The organism is Metallosphaera sedula DSM 5348 (assembly GCF_000016605.1).
GTDB lineage: Archaea > Thermoproteota > Thermoprotei_A > Sulfolobales > Sulfolobaceae > Metallosphaera > Metallosphaera sedula.
Map to the genome: position 1 here is coordinate 1751421 of NC_009440.1, position 20061 is coordinate 1771481.

Annotated in this window: 17 protein-coding genes; 12 read left to right on the top strand and 5 right to left on the bottom strand. The window is 45.5% G+C overall.

The features are described 5' to 3' along the window. Positions 1-4: 4 nt before the first annotated feature. From MSED_RS09245 to MSED_RS09265, 5 genes are all read left to right on the top strand, one after another. Positions 5-913 carry an NAD-dependent epimerase/dehydratase family protein gene (locus MSED_RS09245; RefSeq protein WP_012021750.1) on the top strand — a complete coding sequence of 303 codons (909 nt, stop codon included), beginning with the start codon at positions 5-7 and terminating at the stop codon, positions 911-913. Further along, positions 910-2118 carry a UDP-glucose dehydrogenase family protein gene (locus MSED_RS09250; RefSeq protein ID WP_012021751.1) on the top strand — a complete coding sequence of 403 codons (1209 nt, stop codon included), beginning with the start codon at positions 910-912 and terminating at the stop codon, positions 2116-2118. Before MSED_RS09245 ends, MSED_RS09250 begins: the two co-directional genes overlap by 4 nt. Further along, the gene (locus tag MSED_RS09255) at positions 2119-2886 is read left to right on the top strand and encodes a sugar phosphate nucleotidyltransferase (protein WP_012021752.1); all 768 of its coding nucleotides are present in this window, start codon (positions 2119-2121) and stop codon (positions 2884-2886) included. Between the two features lie 333 nt (positions 2887-3219). Continuing rightward, a complete protein-coding gene (locus MSED_RS12370; protein ID WP_155464954.1) occupies positions 3220-3381 on the top strand; it encodes a hypothetical protein in 162 nt (53 codons plus the stop codon). A gap of 385 nt (positions 3382-3766) precedes the next feature. Further along, entirely contained in the window at positions 3767-4624 is an 858-nt protein-coding gene (locus MSED_RS09265; protein ID WP_225938836.1) for a hypothetical protein, read from the top strand. Positions 4625-5640: 1016 nt separating this feature from the next. Here MSED_RS09265 and MSED_RS12540 read toward each other — a convergent pair. Then, entirely contained in the window at positions 5641-5775 is a 135-nt protein-coding gene (locus tag MSED_RS12540) for a hypothetical protein (protein ID WP_264080538.1), read from the bottom strand. 493 nt (positions 5776-6268) lie between these two features. On the opposite strand from MSED_RS12540, the gene MSED_RS12200 reads away from it, so the two are divergent. Beyond that, positions 6269-7240: a hypothetical protein gene (locus MSED_RS12200; protein ID WP_144418778.1), complete on the top strand. Its 972-nt coding sequence runs from the start codon at positions 6269-6271 to the stop codon at positions 7238-7240. 102 nt (positions 7241-7342) lie between these two features. Here the strand turns inward: MSED_RS12200 and MSED_RS09275 are convergent, their stop codons facing one another. Both MSED_RS09275 and MSED_RS09280 read right to left on the bottom strand, forming a co-directional pair. Next, on the bottom strand, positions 7343-8389 hold the full coding sequence (locus MSED_RS09275; RefSeq protein WP_012021755.1) for a glycosyltransferase: 1047 nt from the start codon (positions 8387-8389) through the stop codon (positions 7343-7345). A 237-nt stretch (positions 8390-8626) separates the two neighbouring features. After that, positions 8627-11434: a hypothetical protein gene (locus tag MSED_RS09280; RefSeq protein ID WP_144418779.1), complete on the bottom strand. Its 2808-nt coding sequence runs from the start codon at positions 11432-11434 to the stop codon at positions 8627-8629. Positions 11435-11715: 281 nt separating this feature from the next. On the opposite strand from MSED_RS09280, the gene MSED_RS09290 reads away from it, so the two are divergent. Then, positions 11716-12420, top strand: a complete 705-nt coding sequence (locus tag MSED_RS09290) for a glycosyltransferase (RefSeq protein ID WP_012021757.1) — start codon at positions 11716-11718, stop codon at positions 12418-12420. Positions 12421-12540: 120 nt separating this feature from the next. On the opposite strand, the gene MSED_RS09295 is transcribed toward MSED_RS09290, so the two are convergent. Next, positions 12541-13236: a hypothetical protein gene (locus MSED_RS09295; protein ID WP_012021758.1), complete on the bottom strand. Its 696-nt coding sequence runs from the start codon at positions 13234-13236 to the stop codon at positions 12541-12543. A 447-nt stretch (positions 13237-13683) separates the two neighbouring features. Between MSED_RS09295 and MSED_RS09300 the strand changes: the two genes are divergently transcribed. From MSED_RS09300 to MSED_RS09325, 5 genes are all read left to right on the top strand, one after another. Beyond that, the gene (locus MSED_RS09300) at positions 13684-14295 is read left to right on the top strand and encodes a helix-turn-helix domain-containing protein (RefSeq protein WP_012021759.1); all 612 of its coding nucleotides are present in this window, start codon (positions 13684-13686) and stop codon (positions 14293-14295) included. Positions 14296-14478: 183 nt separating this feature from the next. Beyond that, positions 14479-15903 (top strand): APC family permease, encoded by a 1425-nt coding sequence (locus MSED_RS09305; protein ID WP_012021760.1) that lies wholly within the window; start codon positions 14479-14481, stop codon positions 15901-15903. 343 nt (positions 15904-16246) lie between these two features. After that, positions 16247-17476: an FAD-binding oxidoreductase gene (locus tag MSED_RS09315; RefSeq protein WP_012021762.1), complete on the top strand. Its 1230-nt coding sequence runs from the start codon at positions 16247-16249 to the stop codon at positions 17474-17476. A gap of 16 nt (positions 17477-17492) precedes the next feature. Then, the gene (locus MSED_RS09320) at positions 17493-18368 is read left to right on the top strand and encodes a DUF1177 family protein (protein WP_012021763.1); all 876 of its coding nucleotides are present in this window, start codon (positions 17493-17495) and stop codon (positions 18366-18368) included. A gap of 54 nt (positions 18369-18422) precedes the next feature. Further along, positions 18423-19532, top strand: coding sequence for a M20 family metallopeptidase (locus MSED_RS09325; RefSeq protein ID WP_012021764.1), 1110 nt, complete (start codon positions 18423-18425; stop codon positions 19530-19532). Positions 19533-19660: 128 nt separating this feature from the next. Here the strand turns inward: MSED_RS09325 and MSED_RS11855 are convergent, their stop codons facing one another. Beyond that, positions 19661-19933, bottom strand: a complete 273-nt coding sequence (locus MSED_RS11855; protein ID WP_225938924.1) for a glycosyltransferase — start codon at positions 19931-19933, stop codon at positions 19661-19663. Positions 19934-20061 lie beyond the last annotated feature (128 nt).

The following is a 20061-nucleotide window of genomic DNA, read 5'->3' on the forward strand; positions in this document are numbered from 1 at the left end:
TTCCATGAAATATCTAGTAATAGGCGGAGCCGGTTTCCTGGGCTCCCATCTGATTGAGTCCCTTAGTGGGGATATAACGGTTGTTGACGACCTCTCCACCGCGAAATACTTTCAAGGGAACGCGAAACTTATCAGGGAGAAAATAGAGAACTTCTCCACAGACGAGAAATATGATTATGTTATACACTTGGCTGCTAGGCCCTCCCCGGAGGATTACATCAACCATCCGGTTGAGACTGCCTTGTCCAACTCCGTGGGAACTTACAAAGCCCTCGAAATAGCCAGGAGAAGCGACGCCGTATTTCTCTATACCTCCTCCTCCGAAATTTACGGTCACGCAGAGGTAATTCCAACACCTGAGAGCTACTGGGGTAAGGTAAATCCGACCGGGGTCAGGAGCTGTTACGACGAGAGTAAGAGGTTCTCCGAGGCCCTAATCATGTCCTTTTACAGGGAGTATGGACTAGACGTGAGGATACAGAGGCCCTTCAACGTGTATGGACCTAGGCTCAGGGAGGATGGCTCGTATGGAAGGGTGATCTCGAGGTTCGTGTATCAGGCATTGAGGGGTGAGGACTTGACGATATTTGGGGATGGGAATCAGACGAGGGCTTTCCTTTACGTGAGCGACTGGGTTGAGGCAACCAAGAGGATGCTGGGCCCAGGGCTCAAGGGAGTTATCCTGAATGTGGGATCTGACAAGGAAACGAAAATAATTGACCTAGCGAAAACAATAATATCCATGACTGGAAGCAAGTCCGGTCTCAAGTTCCTACCTCCAAGGCAGGACGATCCTCCAAGGAGAGCAGCAGACATAACCAAGGCTAAGGAGGTCCTGGGCTGGGAGCCTAAGGTTTCCTTGTTCGAGGGATTGAAGATGACTATAGAGTGGTTCAGGGGTGTACTCAGTTGAGGATAGGGATTGTGGGACTAGGAGTCGTGGGTTTATCCACAGGAGTTGTGCTCGCTGAGCAGGGACATGAAATAGTTGGAGTCGATATTGATCAGGGGAGAGTTCATGGACTTCAGTGTAGGAGGCCTCCCATATATGAGCCCGGTCTGGAGGAGGCACTGAACAGGAACTTTGAGAGGATGAAGTTTTCAACCGACTACTCGTCGCTCTCGGACGCTGAGGTCATCTTTATCACTGTTTCTACCCCAACCGTTGATGGAAGGATATACCTTGGCTACGTGTTCGACGCCGCGAGGAAGATAAAGGAAGTGGCGAGGGGCGTGATTGCCATAAAGAGCACCGTAGTCCCAGGGACTGCAAGGAAGGTCAAGGAAATCACGAACCTTAAGGTTGTATCCAACCCAGAGTTCTTGAGGGAGGGAAACGCCCTGCACGACACTGAAAGCCCGGACAGGGTTGTGATAGGTAGTGACGACAAGGAGGCAGGCGACCTGATCCAGGAGCTGTGGTCCTTCACGAAAGCCCCAGTGATCAGAACCACCACAGACGAGGCTGAGCTAATAAAGTACGCTGCGAACTCCTTCCTAGCAGTTAAGGTGTCCTTCATAAACGAAATAGCTAACTTATGCGAAAGGCTAAACTGCGACGTTAACGTTATAGCCAGGGCAATTGGACTTGATAAGAGGATCTCCCCTTATTTCCTGTCAGCAGGACTAGGCTGGGGAGGATCGTGTTTCCCGAAGGATACCCTGGCGATAACCTCGTTCGCGAGAGACGTTGGGGAGAAGCTCAGAATAGTTGAGGCAGCCATAGAGGTTAACCAGGAAAGACCCTTCAGGGCTCTCAAGCTTCTTAAGGAAGTCATGGGCGAGGTTAGGGGTAAAACTGTTTGTGTCCTAGGACTGGCCTTCAAGCCTAATACCGATGACACCAGAGAGAGCGTGGCACTCAAGGTGGTTAACCTGCTGAGACAGGAGGGAGCCATGGTTATAGCCTACGATCCAAAGGCTAGATCTGACGTCGAAATGGTGACTCTTGACGAGTGCATAACTCGGGCAGATGGTGTCATCATTGCTACTGAGTGGGACGAGTTCAGGGGACTTGAGCCCAAGTTAAGGGGTAAACCAGTGGTTGACGGCAGAAGAGTTCTAGATCCAGCGAAGATGGGACAGGAATTTAGGGCCATTGGGCTTGGTGTTAGGTGAATGCAGGCCGTAATTACCGCGGCTGGTCTCGGAACCCGGATGCTTCCTGCCTCCAAGGAGATCCCAAAGGAGATGTTTCCAGTTCCCTTCAGGGGCTCGTTCAAGCCCATAATCCAGGTTATATTCGAGCAGTTATATGACGCTGGCGTTAGGGATTTCGTCATTGTTGTGGGAAGGGGAAAAAGGGTAATTGAGGATCACTTTACTCCCGATCAGGACTTTGTGTATTACCTCGAGAAGATGGGTAAGAGCAGGCAAGCCAAGGACCTGAACGCGTTTTATGAGAAAATCGAGAAAAGTAATATAGCCTTTGTGAATCAGGCTTCACCTGAAGGCTTCGGAGACGCGGTATTGAGGGCTAAACCTTTCATCAAGTCGGACTTCTTGGTTTCAGCTGCTGATACCATACTCGAGGAGATCCCCAGGATGGAGGTTAACTCCTTTCTGGTGACCCAAGTTGACGACCCTAAGCCTTATGGGGTTGTCTTACTGGACGGGGAACTAGTCGTAGATGTTGAGGAGAAGCCTAGGGAACCCAAATCGAACTGGGTCATAGCTCCATATTACCACTTTGATTACATGATTTTCGAGGCACTTGAGAAAACCAAGAGAAGTGGAAAGGAGTTACAGCTCACAGACGCAATCAAATACCTGATGAATAATGGGGTAGCCTTTCGTGCAGTGAAAGTTGCCAAGATGTATGACCTTGGTAACGTCGAGAATTACATCTCATCATTGAGGGCTATACTGTTGCGAGGGGATATATAGTCCTTTTTAGGGCTAGTTAAGGCATTGTAGTGAATCAGAACATCTCTATCCGGTACTCCAAAACTCACACCTCCGATAATGATAACGTTCCAAAAGTTGTTTCATGACAAGATAAATCATAGTGTCGCCATGAAGTTACAAATTCCTGGATCAGGCCATGTTCCCACAGGACGATCCCAACGGAGTACTTCATCTACTCAAGAGAGTGGCTGGATTACGCAAGATTCGGCATGTTTCGATATGAAGCATAAAATTAATCCTGCATCTCAAGTTCTTACCTTGATCTAGGGTTAAATTGACTAACTAGGTTTGTATCTCTTAATAGAAATTAATATGTCAAGAATAGCCGGGTCTAATCCCTCGTCCCACGTATGCGTTAAGGGAGCTGGTTCGCGCGTAACTCGCGCGGGGTCCTTCGCTGCACTGAGACGAAGTGTCATGTTATACGTGGTCGTGCACAAGAAGGTCTCGATCCTCACCTTCATCTCGGCATAGTGCCTCCAGTGTTAGGAAGATTCCAAAGTGCTCCACAAATGGACGTAGGTACTTGAAGTTCCCATGGGGATGGACTAAGGTTCCTCCCTGAACCCGCGATCCACAGGCTTTAAGCCCTTCCTTGACAGCCTGCACCTCGCGTTAGAGAAGCCCTATCAGTAGGTTAAACTAGATCCTCACACTAATTTGGATAAAAATCTAGGAGAAGCATGAATGTATGAAGCCTTGGGAATTACATTCCCATAGAAGCATTTTTAAACGTCATCGAATTAAATGTCTTTTGATGGATCACAGAATTGTGTGTTTTATGCCATCTTACAATCTTTTTAGTCAGGGCTATCCATTTCTGGAAGTCATATACTCAAGTCTCTTCGTTTGTGATAAGATGTATATTTTCGATGGATCTTCAGATGAAACTAGTAAGATTCTCTCTATGTTGAGAAATGAGAGAATAAAGATAGCAAGAATGGAGTGGAATTTCACACAACGCAATACGCGAAGAGGTGAAGTTATAGCAGAGATGAGCAACAGGATGATTGATCAAATTATTAGAATAGAGAAAGAAAATATTTCTAAGACATTTATATACTATATTCAGGCGAATGAAGTATTTCATGAGGATACCTATGCTCAAATTCGTTCAATTCCAGACGCATACCCTGGATATAGGGGATATCTTCTCTACTATTATGGTTTTTATGGGCACATTCTTAGAGGAGAACAATTTAGATTAAGAATGGCACCTCTTTCAAAGAATGTGAGAGCCATCCATGATGGATGGACTCTAAATGTCTTTGGTGGGTTCCTCGAATCATTAAAGAGAACCATTAGACATGAGGCAGGAATGTTACTCAGATATGGTAAACTAAACGATTTTCTTTGGATAGGCAATGCCATGTACAGGTATGTTTATACTAAGAAACCAATTTTTAGATACAGCCTAATATTTAGGAATATAGTAGCCAAGAAAATACAAACTCACAAAATCATGTTTAAGAGCGGAGCATTTGAACAACTTCTGGACGTTTCTACACTAGACAGTATTTCAGATGATCAGTTTTGGATGGAACTAGTTAAAATTAGCACTAAAGTTCAAGGAAAGGGAAAGAAAGAATTTCCTCAACTCAATGTTTCTCTCGATGAGCATCCAAAAATAATGAGAGATATATTAGGGCAAAGAGAATACAAAATAAGAGAGGAAATAGTTAAGGAAATTAATACTTTATCTGATATTAGCAATTAAACTAGACTGCTAATGCTTATATTATGTTTTAGTTTCCTTGATCAATCTCTAATTTATTCATTTAAACACTGATTACTAGGCTACGTCCAAAGGGATGACTTTAGTTTATTAAATAAATATTAAATTCTCTGCACCTGATTGGAATGAGGGAAATGACAAAGGTTCAGCATAAACATCATTTAGACATGTAGTAAAATCTACTAAATGGGAAGCTTACCTAAACTTTTCCTTTAATTACCGCGCAATCGCGATGAAGTGTACCCGCTCTAATATACGATACCCAAGTTTACAGGTACTTAATCGATTTGTTGTATATTCTAGGAATTTAGAACGCCAATATATAAATGGTATTAGGTATCCAGTTTACACGTTACAGAGCTACAGAGTTTTTAGAGCAAGGAGATTCACGTTAAATCTACAATTATTTCATAAGTAGTTATAAATTACTAGATATTTGGAAAATACTTTATGAGGATTCATGTGTCCTAGAACAAATAATTTATCCTTACATTATGGCTATTAATATGCTCAGTAATGAACCTAAACGGGCATCATAATATAGTAACTGCATCTAGCAAATATTCCAATTACATAGACATTATAATTATAGTCATTACATTCTTAGTCTTTCACGGATTATTACTTAACGGATATATAGGTTATCTTGATACGGCAACCTATCCTCCCTTCGTTCATGCCACATTTCAACTCTCCTCTCTCTTAGGCATCTCCTCCTCTCCACCCATTTTCACTATAGAACTAAATCCAGGGTTGACACTACTTGAGTCGGTCCTGATTCTTCTCTTTCATAACTTTGGTCTGAATCTTTTCCTTTTTATCTACATATTGATTTGGATGTTAGGGATAAGGCAACTAGCCTCTGTCTTTACTAGGAATAAAATCTTGGTAATATTATCAACATTAGCGGGAGGACTTAATCCAGCAACTATAGCGGTGATCATGGATTCTCCAATCACATTATATGTAGCTCCTTTACCATGGTTCATCGCGTTTTACTACAGATACCGTATTATCACGGCTTCGAGGAAGGATCTGTTATACTCTCTAGTTCCGTTGACCATTCTAGGAGTATATGGACCACCTATCCCCTCCTTAATGGGGTCCCTTCTCTCGATTGAGATATTTTCCATTGTAAAAAACAAAGGAATGTTCAATAAAGGTATTAGATACGTAACTCCCCCCCTTATAGTGCTTCTATTCTTCTCTCTAGTTCATATCAACACACTTTATCTTATATTATCTCATGGATCTCAGGTTTCCACGTATGTCTCCGCTGTGAACATGTTCTTTCATGGAAATTTTCCTCATTCCTTCAATTTGGTCCAGGAGCTAGAGCTCTCCTTTGATATGATTAGAAGTGGTCCTATTTTCTATAACCTGTTATCCTCTTGGGCACCTCCCATTGTATCTGAGCTATATATCCTTGTCCTGATAGGGTTTATTATTCTAGGATTAATCTACCTAATTAAAAGTAAAATATACTTTCCTGTAATTTTCTCGAGTATAATCTTAGCGCTCGCAAGTTATGAGAGCAATTATCTTGGAATCTTCTCACTACTACATGAAACTTTACCAATCTTTTCAGGAGTAGACCCGTATGAGTATGGCCCAATGGTAGGTTTATTGTTTCCCTTAATTATAGCTAACCTATCTGGATCAAAACATAGAATAGAGAAGAATCTCTCCCACATTCTGGTTCTCTTCTCTATCTTTATGATAGGTGTAGCTAGCGTTGTGGCCGGAATCGATTTCTCCATTATATGGCATCCCATTTCGGTTCCAAGCAGTTTTGCTACAGCATACGAGAAACTCTATGCTGGGAGTAATGGAAAGGAAATACTCATTTTGCCACCTAATACTAAATTTCCCTTCTCCATGTATACGTATAACTTTTCCCCAGATTTTAGCCAGGCTATCCCGTATTATCCTCCACCAAACTTCTTTTCTGTCCCAAAGGGAGATACTATAGTTATTGCAAATATCCCAGCCACTGATAACCCTTACACACTATTGTACATAGCATTAATATCAGGAAACTTGTCAGGAATTATACACTACTCCAAGGAATTAGACGTAGGTAAATTGCTCGTGGTTAATCCTTCAGTGTTCTCTGGGTATGAAGATGTCAATTACGGCCCCAACGCAAGCTCTCTCAACATTTCATCGCTTTCCACCGCCTTTAGTAGCTATATATTTTATGTTCCTAGATTGGAATTTTTTAATAATTCCAATTTTACGGTATTATATAGTAATAATCAACTCGAGGTTATAGGAATAAATCAAACTTCAGTGTACAGTTTTAGGATATTGTGGTATGGAATAGAGATCATGCCTCTCACCAATACCACAACGGTAGTAACACCAGTGGGAGCTGGTACGTCTAGCGTAATTATGGCACCCTATAAGCAAGCCAATTATGGTGGGCAACTGGAAGTAATGTCCGAATCCCCCATGAAAAGTTTTGTTATATCATCATATTATGTTATTTTTAATGCAATCAGCTATATAGTTATAATTGTTCTATACCTCTATTTAATTTTCCCTGTTCTAGGGCATCTAGTAAAGAGGATTAGATTTTCATTGAGACTCAAGTAGGGAGATATTCCTTGCATACCTACGCTATCACGGAAGTTAATACATGAAATAGTTTTCACTGAAAGGGATTTAATCAGCAAACGAGCTCCTCAAGGAAGCCCACTAGGTTATGGCTCTCTCAATTACATTCCACATTCTCTCCTTAAATATCCTCCTGTCAAAACCTAGCGCCTTCTCCCTTAGATCTCTCCTGACGGAACTAGGAGCCTTAAGGTTATTTTTCACTAGTTCAGATGCCTCCTCAAGGCTATCATAACTAAACTCGGGTACTATCTCAAATCCTCCGCTCTCCCTGGGAACTATGGGAACAAGGCCTGCAGCCATGGCCTCAACAATGGGTATACCGAAGTGTTCCCCAAGGGTGGGATGGAAGTAGATAGAGGCCCTTTTCATCACCTCTATGAGGTGTTCCCTTTTCGCGTTAGGAAGGAATTGAACGTCTGCCTTAAGCTCCTTACTTAACTTAACCAGCCTTTTCAGATAACTATCGCTTTCCATGGAACCCACAATCACCCCCCTTATCCCTGTCATAGCGGATAGGCGCACCGCGAGGTCTAGTCTCTTCCCGGGCTCAAATCTTCCGATAGTCAGGAAGAAGGGTTCTCCCTCCTCATGATACGCCTTAAGGAAATCTGTAACATCCACCGGAGGATACACCACCTCAGAATCTACTCCATAGATTTCTCTTATTGCCTTGGAGGAGTAACGGGAATTAGCTATGAACACAGATCTTTGAGCCTCTTCCCTGAATCTTTTAAGGAGACCACGCAAAGGTAGAATATAAAGCTTCCAAACTAGGGAGCTATTATACTTAGACGGAACAGAGGAGAATTCAGGCGCTACGCCATAGATTATATGTTTGGCTATGTCCGAAAGAGGGATGGGAATTGCTGTTATATTCAGGAAGAAATCTGGTCTAGTTTTCCTGGCAGAGATATAGGTGAAAGCCCTCTGATACTTGTCAAATAGCCTGAGTTTAAACGGAACTACCGAAAAATAGGGTAGGCCCAAATCATCCAAGGGAGGAGAGAATGTGGCCAATGTGGTGTCCACTTTTTTCTCCTTGAGTAACTCTGCCGATGCCCTGACCACGTTCCCTTCTCCGCTCACCGACTTCGTCACTCTATGAATTACTAGGGTAGATTTCATTCTCGCTATGAAACGAAGCTTCTATAAAATTTTAAGTTTATTTGGTGACAGATTTTCATGTCTTTACCTGAAAACTGTTCAGGCCATGAATCTAGAATTGAGACTAGACAACTTGAGGCTCCTTTAACCTCAACGTTGTGTATTTGATATTGGACAGGCCTAGAATACACAAGACGGCTGAAGCCTAAAACCGGCTTAGATCAACAGCTTCCTTTTAACTTAAAGGGTAACTTTAAACTAACTTTCAATTTTATCGAGAATTATCCCAACGAAACGTCTTATTTCGTTAAGCCCCTCTCCTACCCTCTCAGATAGCAAGGCTATGACGAAGGACAGAATGGACACATAAAGACTTGGGATTAGAAAAACCTCACCTGGATAGACTAACTGGATCACATGTGTACCTGGACTTAGCTCCGTAATAAGACCCTTAAACGGAGAACCGTCAACCTTGTACCCAATCCCCTTTATGGGTATTATAGTCATGTTCAGGGGAAGATGGGAAGAGACGATTAGCTCCTCCCCGCCAATTAATTGCTTTGTCTTCACTTGGTACGTGGTGTTTATGGGAAGGGCCCCAACCACGTAAGTAGCTGACTTATTATAAGTAAAGTAAAGAGCAGAGACATTAACAGGTCCAGGACCCGAGATTAAGGTGATGTTACTCACTTTAGTAAAGGAGGATCCATTCTCTGCGCGAACTCCATTAATCTCTACTGATATTGAACCACTAGACTTATAATAGACTGTGCCGTTTAGTGCGGTACTAGGATAAAAGGCAACTTGGAACTGCTTTGAGGAGTTCCAGTAAATCCAGTTTTGAGTAATGTTGACAGGAACAAAGGATGATACCTGAATCTGGGTAAAATTTAGTTCGTTTTTAAGGGGGAGAATTAAACCCAATGAGCCGATCTCATTCCAGGGCAAGGTAGTGTTGATATCGAGGGGATGAAATTCTCCATCTATCGTCTCACCAGTGAGGAATGTGAAGTTACCCTGTTTCTCTAGGTAGAAGTTCAGGCTGAACTGCCCTGACGTGGGAATTGGATATCCACTCGGTAGCTTATGGACGCCCTTCGAGTATAGCAATACCTGCCCGTTATTAGTCAACCAAAGGGTAAGCGCAGTGAAATTTATAGGGGTTACGGAACTTTGATTCGAGACGTTATAGCCTAGGAATAAGATAGGGTTTCCAAAATACGAGATCCAACTCCCGTTAAGGCTCACCAGCAAACTGGATTCGTTGTTGGGGATCCTCCACGCTATAAACTGTACACCAATTTCGCTTTTGATTAGAACACCCTTTGAAACATTCACGAGAAGTCCATCGGACTTATAGTTCCAGAGGAAATGTGATGAGTTGAGAGTTAGTAATGGATAAACTCCAGGGACCCATGTTCCGTTTGCTCTTGATAAATTATCTGGAAGAATCACCTTAAAGAACGCTGGGAATCCTATGTATTTAGGGTTAGGCAATACCTCCCCCTGGCTGTTTACTACGTATTGAACTCCCTGCGTAACTACTGGAGACGTATTGAAGGGAACTGGAGATAGGAGTGGATAGGAATAGTTCCACCAGACCAAGGTTGCATTCTCCACTTCCTTGCTGATCTTCTGTATAGTGGGTGGGATAGTCAATGGATGATAACTTCCGACCTGAAACACTGCAGTCACCAGGAGTAGAGATATTGTAACTCCAGCCAACACCTTCTTCACTCCTTCCCCGCTCACAAGGAGAAGAGAGGACATTATGGCTACGGGGTAGGCCAATTCCGAGTAGGGAAGCCCCGACACTAGATATGCCAGCGAAACAAGCGCAGTTAACACCTTCACCTTATCCTCCAGTTTGGCAGTTACCACAAGCACAGGAAGCAGGAGAGCTAGGGTTAAGGAGGACGAAATCTCGCCGAGACTGGGCCCACCTAGCACCAGGTAGGGTATTATCCAGAACGCATTAGCCCCCACGATTGCAACCCCAATCCAGGGTAACTCCTTCCTTCTAAGGAAGGCTCCCATGACGATCGCGGACACTGGGAAAAGAGGGAAGGACGAACCAACTACGCTGGTCAACATTATTGCAGAGTACTTTACGCTTTTCCTCGCGTTAAGGCTCATGAGGTATACCGTGAACGGAAGTATAGCGTATCCCAGAAGAAGGTAAGGATGAGGAAAGGGCGACAGAACCTGATACACAAGGGAAAAGAGAGTCGCTTGCCTAACTCCCAGCTTCTTGAACATCAAGTAACTTCCCACACCTGAGATGTAGGTAAGCAATGCCATGTAGACGTTAACTCCGAGGGGTAAATGTACAAACAAGTGGGCCAGGGGCCATGATCCAAGTATTTGGTTCACCTGTGGGAAATAAATGACAGGAACCCAGAGGGAGAGAGGGTTCGCCCTGAACACAAAGGAGCTTTCGCTCCACCAGTAGTACTCGGGAGGGATACCAAGCCCGAGAGTCACAAGCGCGTAGGGAACGAAAAGTAGAGGAATTCTAGGAAATCTCCTAGGCAATCTAGAGTTCTCGATCACTAGACCAAGCACACCAAAGAAAAGCGAATAATAGGCCCCATCAGACAGAGCGTTTACCGTGGCAGAGTCAATTCCCTGCCCAATGGCAACAGCCGAAGCTACCAAGAGTAAAAAGATCCCGTTAGCTACAATTCCCCTAAGATCTACCTTAAGATATGCCAGGACCCCCACAAGGATAATGAACCCCAACACCTGATATCCTGCGTTAAGGTCAAACACTAGAAGCGAGACGCCCAGGGCCAAAAGAAACGCTGTTGCCTTATCCCTCAAATAAAAGGAAAGAGCAACTGAAAGGGAGGAGATAGCAAGGAAGAAGTAAGAGTGGGAGAGAAGGGTAAAGGGCACAAGGGATGCAGGCAATGATATCGATAGGTCAGTTAGAATGAGGGAATAAATCGCAGATCCTAGTAAGATAATGGCCAGGGTCTCATATGTCGAGAGCCCCAGGAAAGGCGAAGAACCAACAACAACGTCAATGATAATGGCAACAAGATAGCTGATCGTTCTATCCATGACATTTAGAGGGAGAGTCATACTTTTAAATTCTTTGATATTATAAAGTGGAAAATTATATAGGGAATGGTAAAATATATCTCCTGTCTAAATGCAAGGCAGAGATAAAATGTGAGATTTATTTCATGGGGATATTTTGAAAAATGAGTTAAATTCATTTGTCCTCCCTTCAACACGTAAAATTGACGATTTTTGTGATAAAGTTCAAATTCCTTCAAGAACACTATAGGAGGCTTTACTAGATTTAGAAACTCTTATAAATATCTTTTCGTATCTTAGTTATGCCCCTTTCCATTGTGATTCCAGCTTATAATGAGGAAAAGAGGATTGAAAGGACTCTCTCCGAGCTTGTTTCCTTGTTTCATGATGACCAGATACTTGTAATATTTGATGGTAACGATAAGACCCCAGACGTGGTTAGAAAGTACCCCGTCGAGCTTGTGGTGAGCACTCGAAGGCTGGGGAAGGGAGGGGCACTAAGGGAAGGGTTACTGAGAAGCAAGGGAGACTACGTGGTTTTCCTAGACGCTGATCTACCAGTGGGAAAGGAGGACCTCATGCGGGTGATCCAAGAGGCAAGGGATCACGACCTAGTGATCACCACTAGAATATTCAGGAATATGCCCACGAATAGGAGCTTTCTCCATAGGGCCTTCGTTTCTGTAGCCAAGGTGTTTTTCCCCTCGCTTTCCTTCGTAAGGGACTTCCAGTCAGGACTGAAGGTGGCAAGGAGGGAGAAGCTTCTTCAGGTTAAGGACGAGCTAGTGATGAGTGATTGGCTCTTCGACGTCAATCTAATCTACTCCTTCGTAAGGAGGGGCTTTTCAGTCAAGGAGGTCGAGGTTAAGTGGGATCACGAGGATCAGGGAAGTAAGATCTCAAGGAAGGTGATGAAGGTGTCCCTGATGATGTTCCTCTCCCTCGTGAAGTTAAGGACCTTCTATTCCCCCTTCAGGGGGATCCTGCAAACTGGGGCGTACAGGTAAACTGGGGCGTACAGGTGGGCCGAGTCCAGGATAGTGGACGCGTTAAGATGAGCGCTACTCGCACATTGACTGAGGGGAGATGCAAAAACTTCGCGGAAATTTGTTCGTTAAGTCCCTAGCTTACTCTCCCTTCCTACTACTCAAGAGTTTTATTAACTCGTCAAATCTGGCGTTCATATCACTTCGTAGGTCATCGATCCGCTTCTCCGTCTGAGTAAACCCGGTTTCCATTTCCTTCTTTAACTCGTCAATCTTTTTGTTAGTATCAGCCTTGAACCCCTCCATCTCCCTCCTGGTATCATTCCTGAACTCATCAAACTTCTTACCCATATCAGCCTTGAACTCGTCGAACCTTACATCCACATGCTTGAACTGCACATCCGTGTACTCCTTCATCTTGACGAATTCCATATCCACATACTCCTTCAGTTCCTCAAATGTCTTATCCGTGTACTCCCTCGATTCCTTGAATTTGCTCTCAGTGAACTGCCTCGACTCCTCAAACTTCTTGTCCACATGGTCCCTCAATACGTCGACCCTGCCATCCACGTGATACCTGAGCGTGTCGAACCTCTTGTCCACGTAGTCTCTCATGGTATCAAACTTCTTGTCCACATGGTCCCTCAACCCCTTCACGTCCTCCTTTACCTCCCTCATCTCCGAGGACAGATCATCAATTCTCTTGTTGACTAGATAGGATAGTAACACTTGGTAATCCTGCTCTGAAAGCTTCCTTCCCTGTTTCGACTTGTCCAGGATGTTCTTTACATATTCTACGACTAGCTCAGATACCATTGACGAGATGTCTGTGGCCATATCTATCTACTTCTCTTTTTGGTACAAATAAATCTTGGAGATAGGTGAAAGTACTCTTGCTACCTGTTGGGAAAGGAGGATGATAGCTCAAACAAGAAAATCGGGGAATCAGGGCGCTATGTCCTTCACACATGCATAATATCATTTTTCGCTAAATAGCTTTTCTTTCCTGTTTCATGAATGATGAGAGCGAGCCAGCTTTCTGGTGAATTTAGCCAAATAAGTTTAGATCATCTAAATTAATTTATGATCCTGAGTAATATCTATCCCCGATGTATCTCATCTATTACCTTCTTTACTTGGTAAACTTTCCTAGAATTTCAAATCGTTTTAAACACTTTTTAGTCACAGTAATCTTACCAGTCAAGTTTTACGTGAACTCTTAACCTTTTTTAATAAACTTAACATGTGAGTTTATTAAACAATGTAACATTCTATGAAGATGGAATGAAGAAGCTTTACAGGGTCAAGTTTTCACTAATACATGAGGGGTGTTGGACAAGCAAGATAAGAGATGACAGGGTCGTCACGTTAAGGCTTTCACAGTACAACAGAAGGAAGGTCCACGTTCTCGTGGCTTCATCGAAATTGATTGTTCGCGATCTAAAGACCTCAGATAACGTGGACGACATCCTAAAATACAGGAAAATGAAGGGAGGATACGTCATCGAATTCCTTGAGGATTTAGATACCACCATATCAGGGGCTATTCTAGAGTCCGGAAGTAACGTGTTGGAGTATAGCAACACTGTTAAGGCCGGTATGGAAAAGTGGGAGGTAATAACAACAAGTAAAGCCCTCGTAAACCAATTCGCTGAAAGGTTCAAGGTTAACGACCTCACGGTTCACGAAATGAAGTTTCCCGAGCTGTTTGGCTCTGGGTTAACGGAAAAGGAGATGCTCACCCTGAAAACTGCCCTATCCATGGGCTACTTTAACTATCCTAGATCTGTTAAGGCCAAGGACATAGCTGAAAGCCTAGGTGTCTCTAAACAAGATTTCCTATACCATCTGAGGAATTCCATTAACAAGATCGTGTCGTCCTACGACCTCGGTTAGGTGGAATCATCTGTCCTACTTAAACCCATGAAACGAATCCATTTTAGAAATGTTAACTACCTTTAAGCACCTTACTTATACTATAAAAGCTTCCCCTTTAACTATGTTAAACGTTTAATCTTGAAACTCAATGAATAATTATTTGTAGTAAAGTAAAAAATCCCCATAATTGCATTTGTATTGATGGATGAGAAAAAGAAACTGGAAAATGAGGCTCAACCAAGCCTGAAGAAGGACGTGTTGGGGACGTGGTTAGTGGCAAGTTACGGTATAGCTGCAAACGCTCCCATTGCAGTTGCCACGCTGTATTTCGTGGGGATTGCTGGTATAGCTGGAGGTGCCATGCCCCTAGTGGTTCTGCTTTCCTACCTGATTTACGCTACCACACTGATCGTGATATACGAGTGGAGCAAGGACGTGGCTTCATCTTACGGCTACGTGGCCATCATGAAGAAGGGTCTTAACAGCAGTTTAGCTGCTTTCACCGTGGGATACGGTTACATTTATCAGTACCTGGTCGCAGGGACTGCCGGTTTCGGCATACTCGGCCTAGCTTCCTTCCTTTACTTAATATCGCCAAGTATAGCCTCAACGATGCCGTGGCTGTGGGCCCTGATCACGGTGATCCTGACGCTCGAGGTTACCCTTGTAATGTGGTTGGGCGTGAAGCCCGGTGGTCTGCTCAACCTCGTGATAGGTCTATTTTCCATTGGATTTCTCGTGGTAACGTCTATCTCTCTCATAGCCGTTGCGGGAAGTCACAACACCGTAAGCGTGTTCACCGCATCCCCGGTGAACAACAACTGGGTTCTAATACTGGTTTCAATGATCTTTGCGATCACGACGTTTGGAGGAGCCACGACTCCCATAGGCGTTGCCGAAGAGGCCAAGGTACCAAAGAGAACCATGCCCAGGGCACTCCTCCTCGGGTTTGGACTACTTGGAGTGGGGCTAATTCTCAACTCCTATGCGCAGACCGTGATCTACGGAGTGTCCAACATGTTCAACTACGCCTCTCTCCCTGATCCCATGGTGATCATCTACAGCAAGTATTTCAGTCCCGTGATTGTGGATCTACTAATAGTACTGGTTGCATTCATGTTCAACTCCTCTATCATTTCCTTTGCGACCAGCGGTAGCAGAATGATATACGGGATGGCAAGGGACGGAATACTCTATCCAAGCAACTTCTCGAAGGTGAACAGGCACGGGGCTCCCGGTAACGCAATAATATTGACTGGAGTTATCGCTGGGGCACTTTGCCTGCTAACCGGTTACCTTCTAGGTCCCCTGGAGGCCAGCATCTTCCTAATAACCTTCGGCTCATTTTACGTTTCTCTCGGGCACCTGTTTGCTGCCTTGGCTCTCATTAGAAGAAAGGTGAAGCTGGGGAGGCCAGACATCGCCAAGCACGTGTTAATCCCCATAATCTCCATGGGCGCTTACGTGGCTACGATATACTTCGGAACCTATCCGGCACCAGCGTTTCCCTTGAACATAGCAGTGTATTCGGCCTGGGCCGTGTTGGCGGTTCACGTCGTAGTGTATTATTTGATGAAGAGAAGATATCCGGAAAGGCTAAGCAAGTTCGGGGATCACAGTCTATAGTACGTAAAGACAATGTTTTTCAAGCTCGGGTTTCTCCCCGTCTGAGTTTGCGTCTCGCTTCCCTTAGAGGAGTAGGATCTCGCTTTCTTGTACCACCAGTGAGTAATGACCAACCTAGGCTCAATTCCTGAAAAACTAGGCTTGACGTGGAAATCGCCTTGAACAAGCGTACGTGTCCTCTTTGCTGGTAGCAATTGGTTGTGAGCTGAATCAGCCAACAAACCCCTTTCTAAGATCGTCACCTCACTTGCCTGAGACTGCTCAGGGTAACGCGTTTTCACCTCATTAGAACTTTAACATAGTTAAAGGGAATCCATTAATACAAACTTCACCCTATTAAACCATGGAATCCTATCTGAAGGACCTGGAAAGGGAGTTCGGCTCGAGATTCATCTCAAGAGGAGAGATCATTGATCAGTACTCAAGTTCCCCCTACCTAGTCTCACCAGTTCTCTCGAAAATGGGTAAAAGGATCCTAGGCGTTGTCGTGGCCGAGGACATCGATGACATCAAGAACCTCCTACGCTTCTGTGACGCCAACAGGATTCCGCTCCTGGCCAGGGGAGCTGGGACTTCAACCATAGGCCAGGTATTACCCATAACTCCGTGTATTGTCCTGGATATACAGAGATTAAATAAAACTCTGGAATACGACAAATACCTGAGAGTTTCGCCCGGGGTTAAGGTCCTGACAGCACTCAACTACCTCAGGAAGAGGGGCAAGGAGCTCCAGGTCTACCCCAGTAGCTTCTACATCTCCACCCTCGGTGGCTACATAGCTGGAGGAGACGTTGGGATAGGCTCGTATCAGTACGGCTACCATTTCGACCATGATGGGGTCAGAAGGTTAACTGTGTTGGGGACCACTGGGACCTACGAGCTCAAGGGAAAGGAGACGCTGGCAGTCTCGCAGGCAGCCGGGACGACAGGCGTGATCGCGGAGGCCGAGCTCTCGGTAGTGGATTACGAGGACTGGAGGGATCAGCTAATCAGGGTTGACGAGGTGGAAGGAGTAGTGAAGTTGCTCAAGAGACTCGAGGAGGACAGGCCTAGGATCAGGAGAATAACCTTGGAGGATTACGAGACTCTCTCCTTGATCGCCAAGGGTAGGATCAACCCAGGAAAATGGAACGTAATAGTCTCGAGCACCAAGAGCTTTGGGGAAGAGGTTGACATGAGATTTCTGGATGAGCTCGCGTTCGCAGCGATTTACGTTACCATGAGCAAGTTAACCGGGTTCTCGAGGTACTTCTACGAGGTGAGGCTCCTCTCACTGGAAAGCTTCCTGAAGGTAGTGACGCAGGTAAAGATGGCCCTTGGTTCTAAGGTTCTAGTTCACGGTGACGTCATGACGTTGAGGGGGGAGACCGTGGTGTACACAGTCTTCATATCGGAAAGGGAAAACTTTGAGGTAATAGACTCCATAATGCTCAAGGAGGGAATACCCTTCGAGATACACTCCCTCGTTGTGAATGACAGGGTAGATGAGGAATTCAGGCTTGAGTTAATGAGGAAATACAAGGAAATCGTGGACCCTCATAACATCCTGAATCCGGGGAAGTTAAGAGTCTAGTCTAGTTGGTGGTACCGTGATCCTAAAGACCCTACTTGACGTCATAGATATCCTCGAGTCAAGGGACCCAGTGGAGAGGATTAGGCGAAGGCTCGAGGGAAGGGTTAAGTTCGACGAGGTTGTTGTGGAGGGAGTCCCATTTATCAAGGCCCTTTATGAGGGCGGAGGAAGGAGGGTCGAGATTTTGGGCAGACTCGGGGCAATCCAAACAGGTGAGAAGGGACTGGTCTCCGACGCTGACGGCGCCGTGGTCAGCTTAACGACGTTACTGGAACTCTTGAACCTCAGGGAAAAGGGAATAGAGCTCAAGCTTGACGTTTCCTTCGCGACTAACCTGTCAACTACCGCGAGGTTGATCCCACACTCACCCTTCAAGTTCATGGTCCCGCCCGTCGGGCTAGATGAGGCGCTGAAGGTGGAGGTGGACCCACAGGCTACCACGGTGCTGTCGATAGACTCGACGAAGGGCAATAGACTAGCAAAGTACGACGACTTCGCCCTAACCCACGTGATAAAGGACGGGTATATCCTGAAGCTGAGTGACGAGGTCTTGGACATCTACAACAGGGTCACGGAACACGAGGTGTACATGGTCCCCTTAACCAGCGGTGACCTAACTCCGCTAGACGTGAATGTGTACCACATTAGTACCCTGATTTCGCCTTGGCTCTACACGAGTGCACCAGTGGTTGGCCTTGCAACGGTCTCCCCAAGGGCAATACCCGGGTACGAGACCGGGGTCATGAACCTCAACATGCTCGAGCACGCCTCTAGATTTTGCCTCGAGTTTCTGAAGTACATGGAGAAGGGTGGAAGCGTCTACAACGAGGAGGAGCTCAGGGAACTGGAGAGGAGATTCGGGCCGTCTAACCTAGTGAGGAGGGCCGTCTAATCTGGTGAGGGCCGTCTAGTGGCGAGTCTACATTAGAGCATACCAGGTGAGATCATGAACCTTCTAAGGGAGCTCGTGGAGATAGAGACCGTGAACCCTCCCGGGTCTCATTACGAGGAATTTACGTCGGTGATGAGGGAGAGACTTGGGGAACTGGGATTTCAGGTAGAGCTCGTGGAGATTCCAGACGAGTTCCTGGACAAGAACTACATTTATTCCCCTAGGCACAGGGGGAACAAGAGGGTCATACTCCTCGCGAGGAATGACCCTGAACCCAGGCTTCACTTCAACTTCCATTACGACGTGGTTCCTGCAGGGAACGGTTGGGTGACTGATCCCTTCAAGCTGAAGGTAGTTGAGGACAGGGCATACGGGAGAGGGACTTCTGACATGAAGGGGGCCATCGCGAGCCTTTACCTCGCGTTATCGGGTCAGGACTTCCCCGTAGAGGTTGCGCTTGTACCTGATGAGGAGAGCGGAGGGCTAGGAACCAGGTACCTTGTGGATAAACTTCGGGTCAGGCCGAGACACGTGATCCTAGGCGAGCCGAGCTTCCCCGACCTGTACGTGGGTCATTTCGGGATCGTCCGGGGAGTTGTGAGGGTGTTCGGGAAACAGGTCCACGCCAGCATGGCAAACCAAGGAGTTAACGCCTTCCTTGAGGCCTCTAGGTTAGCCCTGGAGCTTCAGAGGAGGTACTCCTCGCTCTCGCTCTCGCTCGAGGGATCAACGGTGCTCGGCGGATACGTCGAGGGTTCAACGAGCGACGGGATGGTTCCAGGGACATTCGCCTTCAGTTTCTATAGGTCAGTCCCACCAAAGGGAAGGGGTCCGGACCTCGATCATGAGATCGTGGACGAGACGGCCAGGGAACTGGGGATCAAGCACGAGTTCGAGATTAAGTCCTTCGTACCGGGTTCAATGACCAGTCCTGATTCCAGCTTGACGAGAGTCGTCGAGGCGTGTATTAGGGAGATGGGCTGGGAACCTAGGAAGGAGGTGGCGAAGATTAGATATGACGCGGTATTCTACGGAGATATTGACGCCGTGAACTTCGGCCCAGGGGAGCCGGGGCAGGCCCACGTTGCGAATGAGTATGTTGACCTTAGAAACGTAAAAAGGGTAAGCCAAGTATATAGTTGCGTGATGAGATCCATGTTGTAGGGTGGCGGTGGATAAGGAGAGATGTGGAGAGTCTCAACCAAAAGTAAGTGGACTTAATTCGTAGAGCTACTAAAAGATCTAAAAATTCAAATCAGGTTCCCACCTGAATTATCTAGTCAAGATTTGTGTCACTCTAGTTTCTCCATTAACTCCTTAACTTTCTCTGCATGATTCTTCCAATGAAGAGATTTAGCAATTTCCCAAGAGTTCTTGCTGAACTCCCTTCTCAAGTTCTCCGACTCCAGGATTTCATTTACCCTATCTATGGCCTCCTCCCACTCCCTCACCACAAAACCGTTGTCCTTGATCAACTCCTTACTTCCTAGACCATCACTCACGATTACTGGCATACCGCTGGCCATGGCTTCTAAAACTCCTAGGCCCGGGCCCTCTCGTGGTATCCAAACCTTATGAAGATTTAAGCTTGAGCTCGCATACTGAACAAGAGAACACTGGTGCTTCTAAATGAGTTTCTTCGCATGTCAAGTTTGAGGTTCAAGGTCCGATAGTCGACAATTCTTTTAACCCT

Excerpts from the sequence above, each read along its gene's own strand:
- MSED_RS12370 (WP_155464954.1), top strand. The coding sequence starts at position 3,220 with ATGTCAAGAATAGCCGGGTCTAATCCCTCGTCCCACGTATGCGTTAAG.
- MSED_RS09245 (WP_012021750.1), top strand. The coding sequence starts at position 5 with ATGAAATATCTAGTAATAGGCGGAGCCGGTTTCCTGGGCTCCCATCTG.
- MSED_RS09280 (WP_144418779.1), bottom strand. The coding sequence starts at position 11,434 with ATGGATAGAACGATCAGCTATCTTGTTGCCATTATCATTGACGTTGTT.
- MSED_RS09300 (WP_012021759.1), top strand. The coding sequence starts at position 13,684 with ATGAAGAAGCTTTACAGGGTCAAGTTTTCACTAATACATGAGGGGTGT.
- MSED_RS09265 (WP_225938836.1), top strand. The coding sequence starts at position 3,767 with ATGTATATTTTCGATGGATCTTCAGATGAAACTAGTAAGATTCTCTCT.
- MSED_RS09255 (WP_012021752.1), top strand. The coding sequence starts at position 2,119 with ATGCAGGCCGTAATTACCGCGGCTGGTCTCGGAACCCGGATGCTTCCT.
- MSED_RS09315 (WP_012021762.1), top strand. The coding sequence starts at position 16,247 with ATGGAATCCTATCTGAAGGACCTGGAAAGGGAGTTCGGCTCGAGATTC.
- MSED_RS09275 (WP_012021755.1), bottom strand. The coding sequence starts at position 8,389 with ATGAAATCTACCCTAGTAATTCATAGAGTGACGAAGTCGGTGAGCGGA.
- MSED_RS09305 (WP_012021760.1), top strand. The coding sequence starts at position 14,479 with ATGGATGAGAAAAAGAAACTGGAAAATGAGGCTCAACCAAGCCTGAAG.
- MSED_RS09325 (WP_012021764.1), top strand. The coding sequence starts at position 18,423 with ATGAACCTTCTAAGGGAGCTCGTGGAGATAGAGACCGTGAACCCTCCC.
- MSED_RS09290 (WP_012021757.1), top strand. The coding sequence starts at position 11,716 with ATGCCCCTTTCCATTGTGATTCCAGCTTATAATGAGGAAAAGAGGATT.
- MSED_RS09295 (WP_012021758.1), bottom strand. The coding sequence starts at position 13,236 with ATGGCCACAGACATCTCGTCAATGGTATCTGAGCTAGTCGTAGAATAT.
- MSED_RS12540 (WP_264080538.1), bottom strand. The coding sequence starts at position 5,775 with ATGGAAAATATCTCAATCGAGAGAAGGGACCCCATTAAGGAGGGGATA.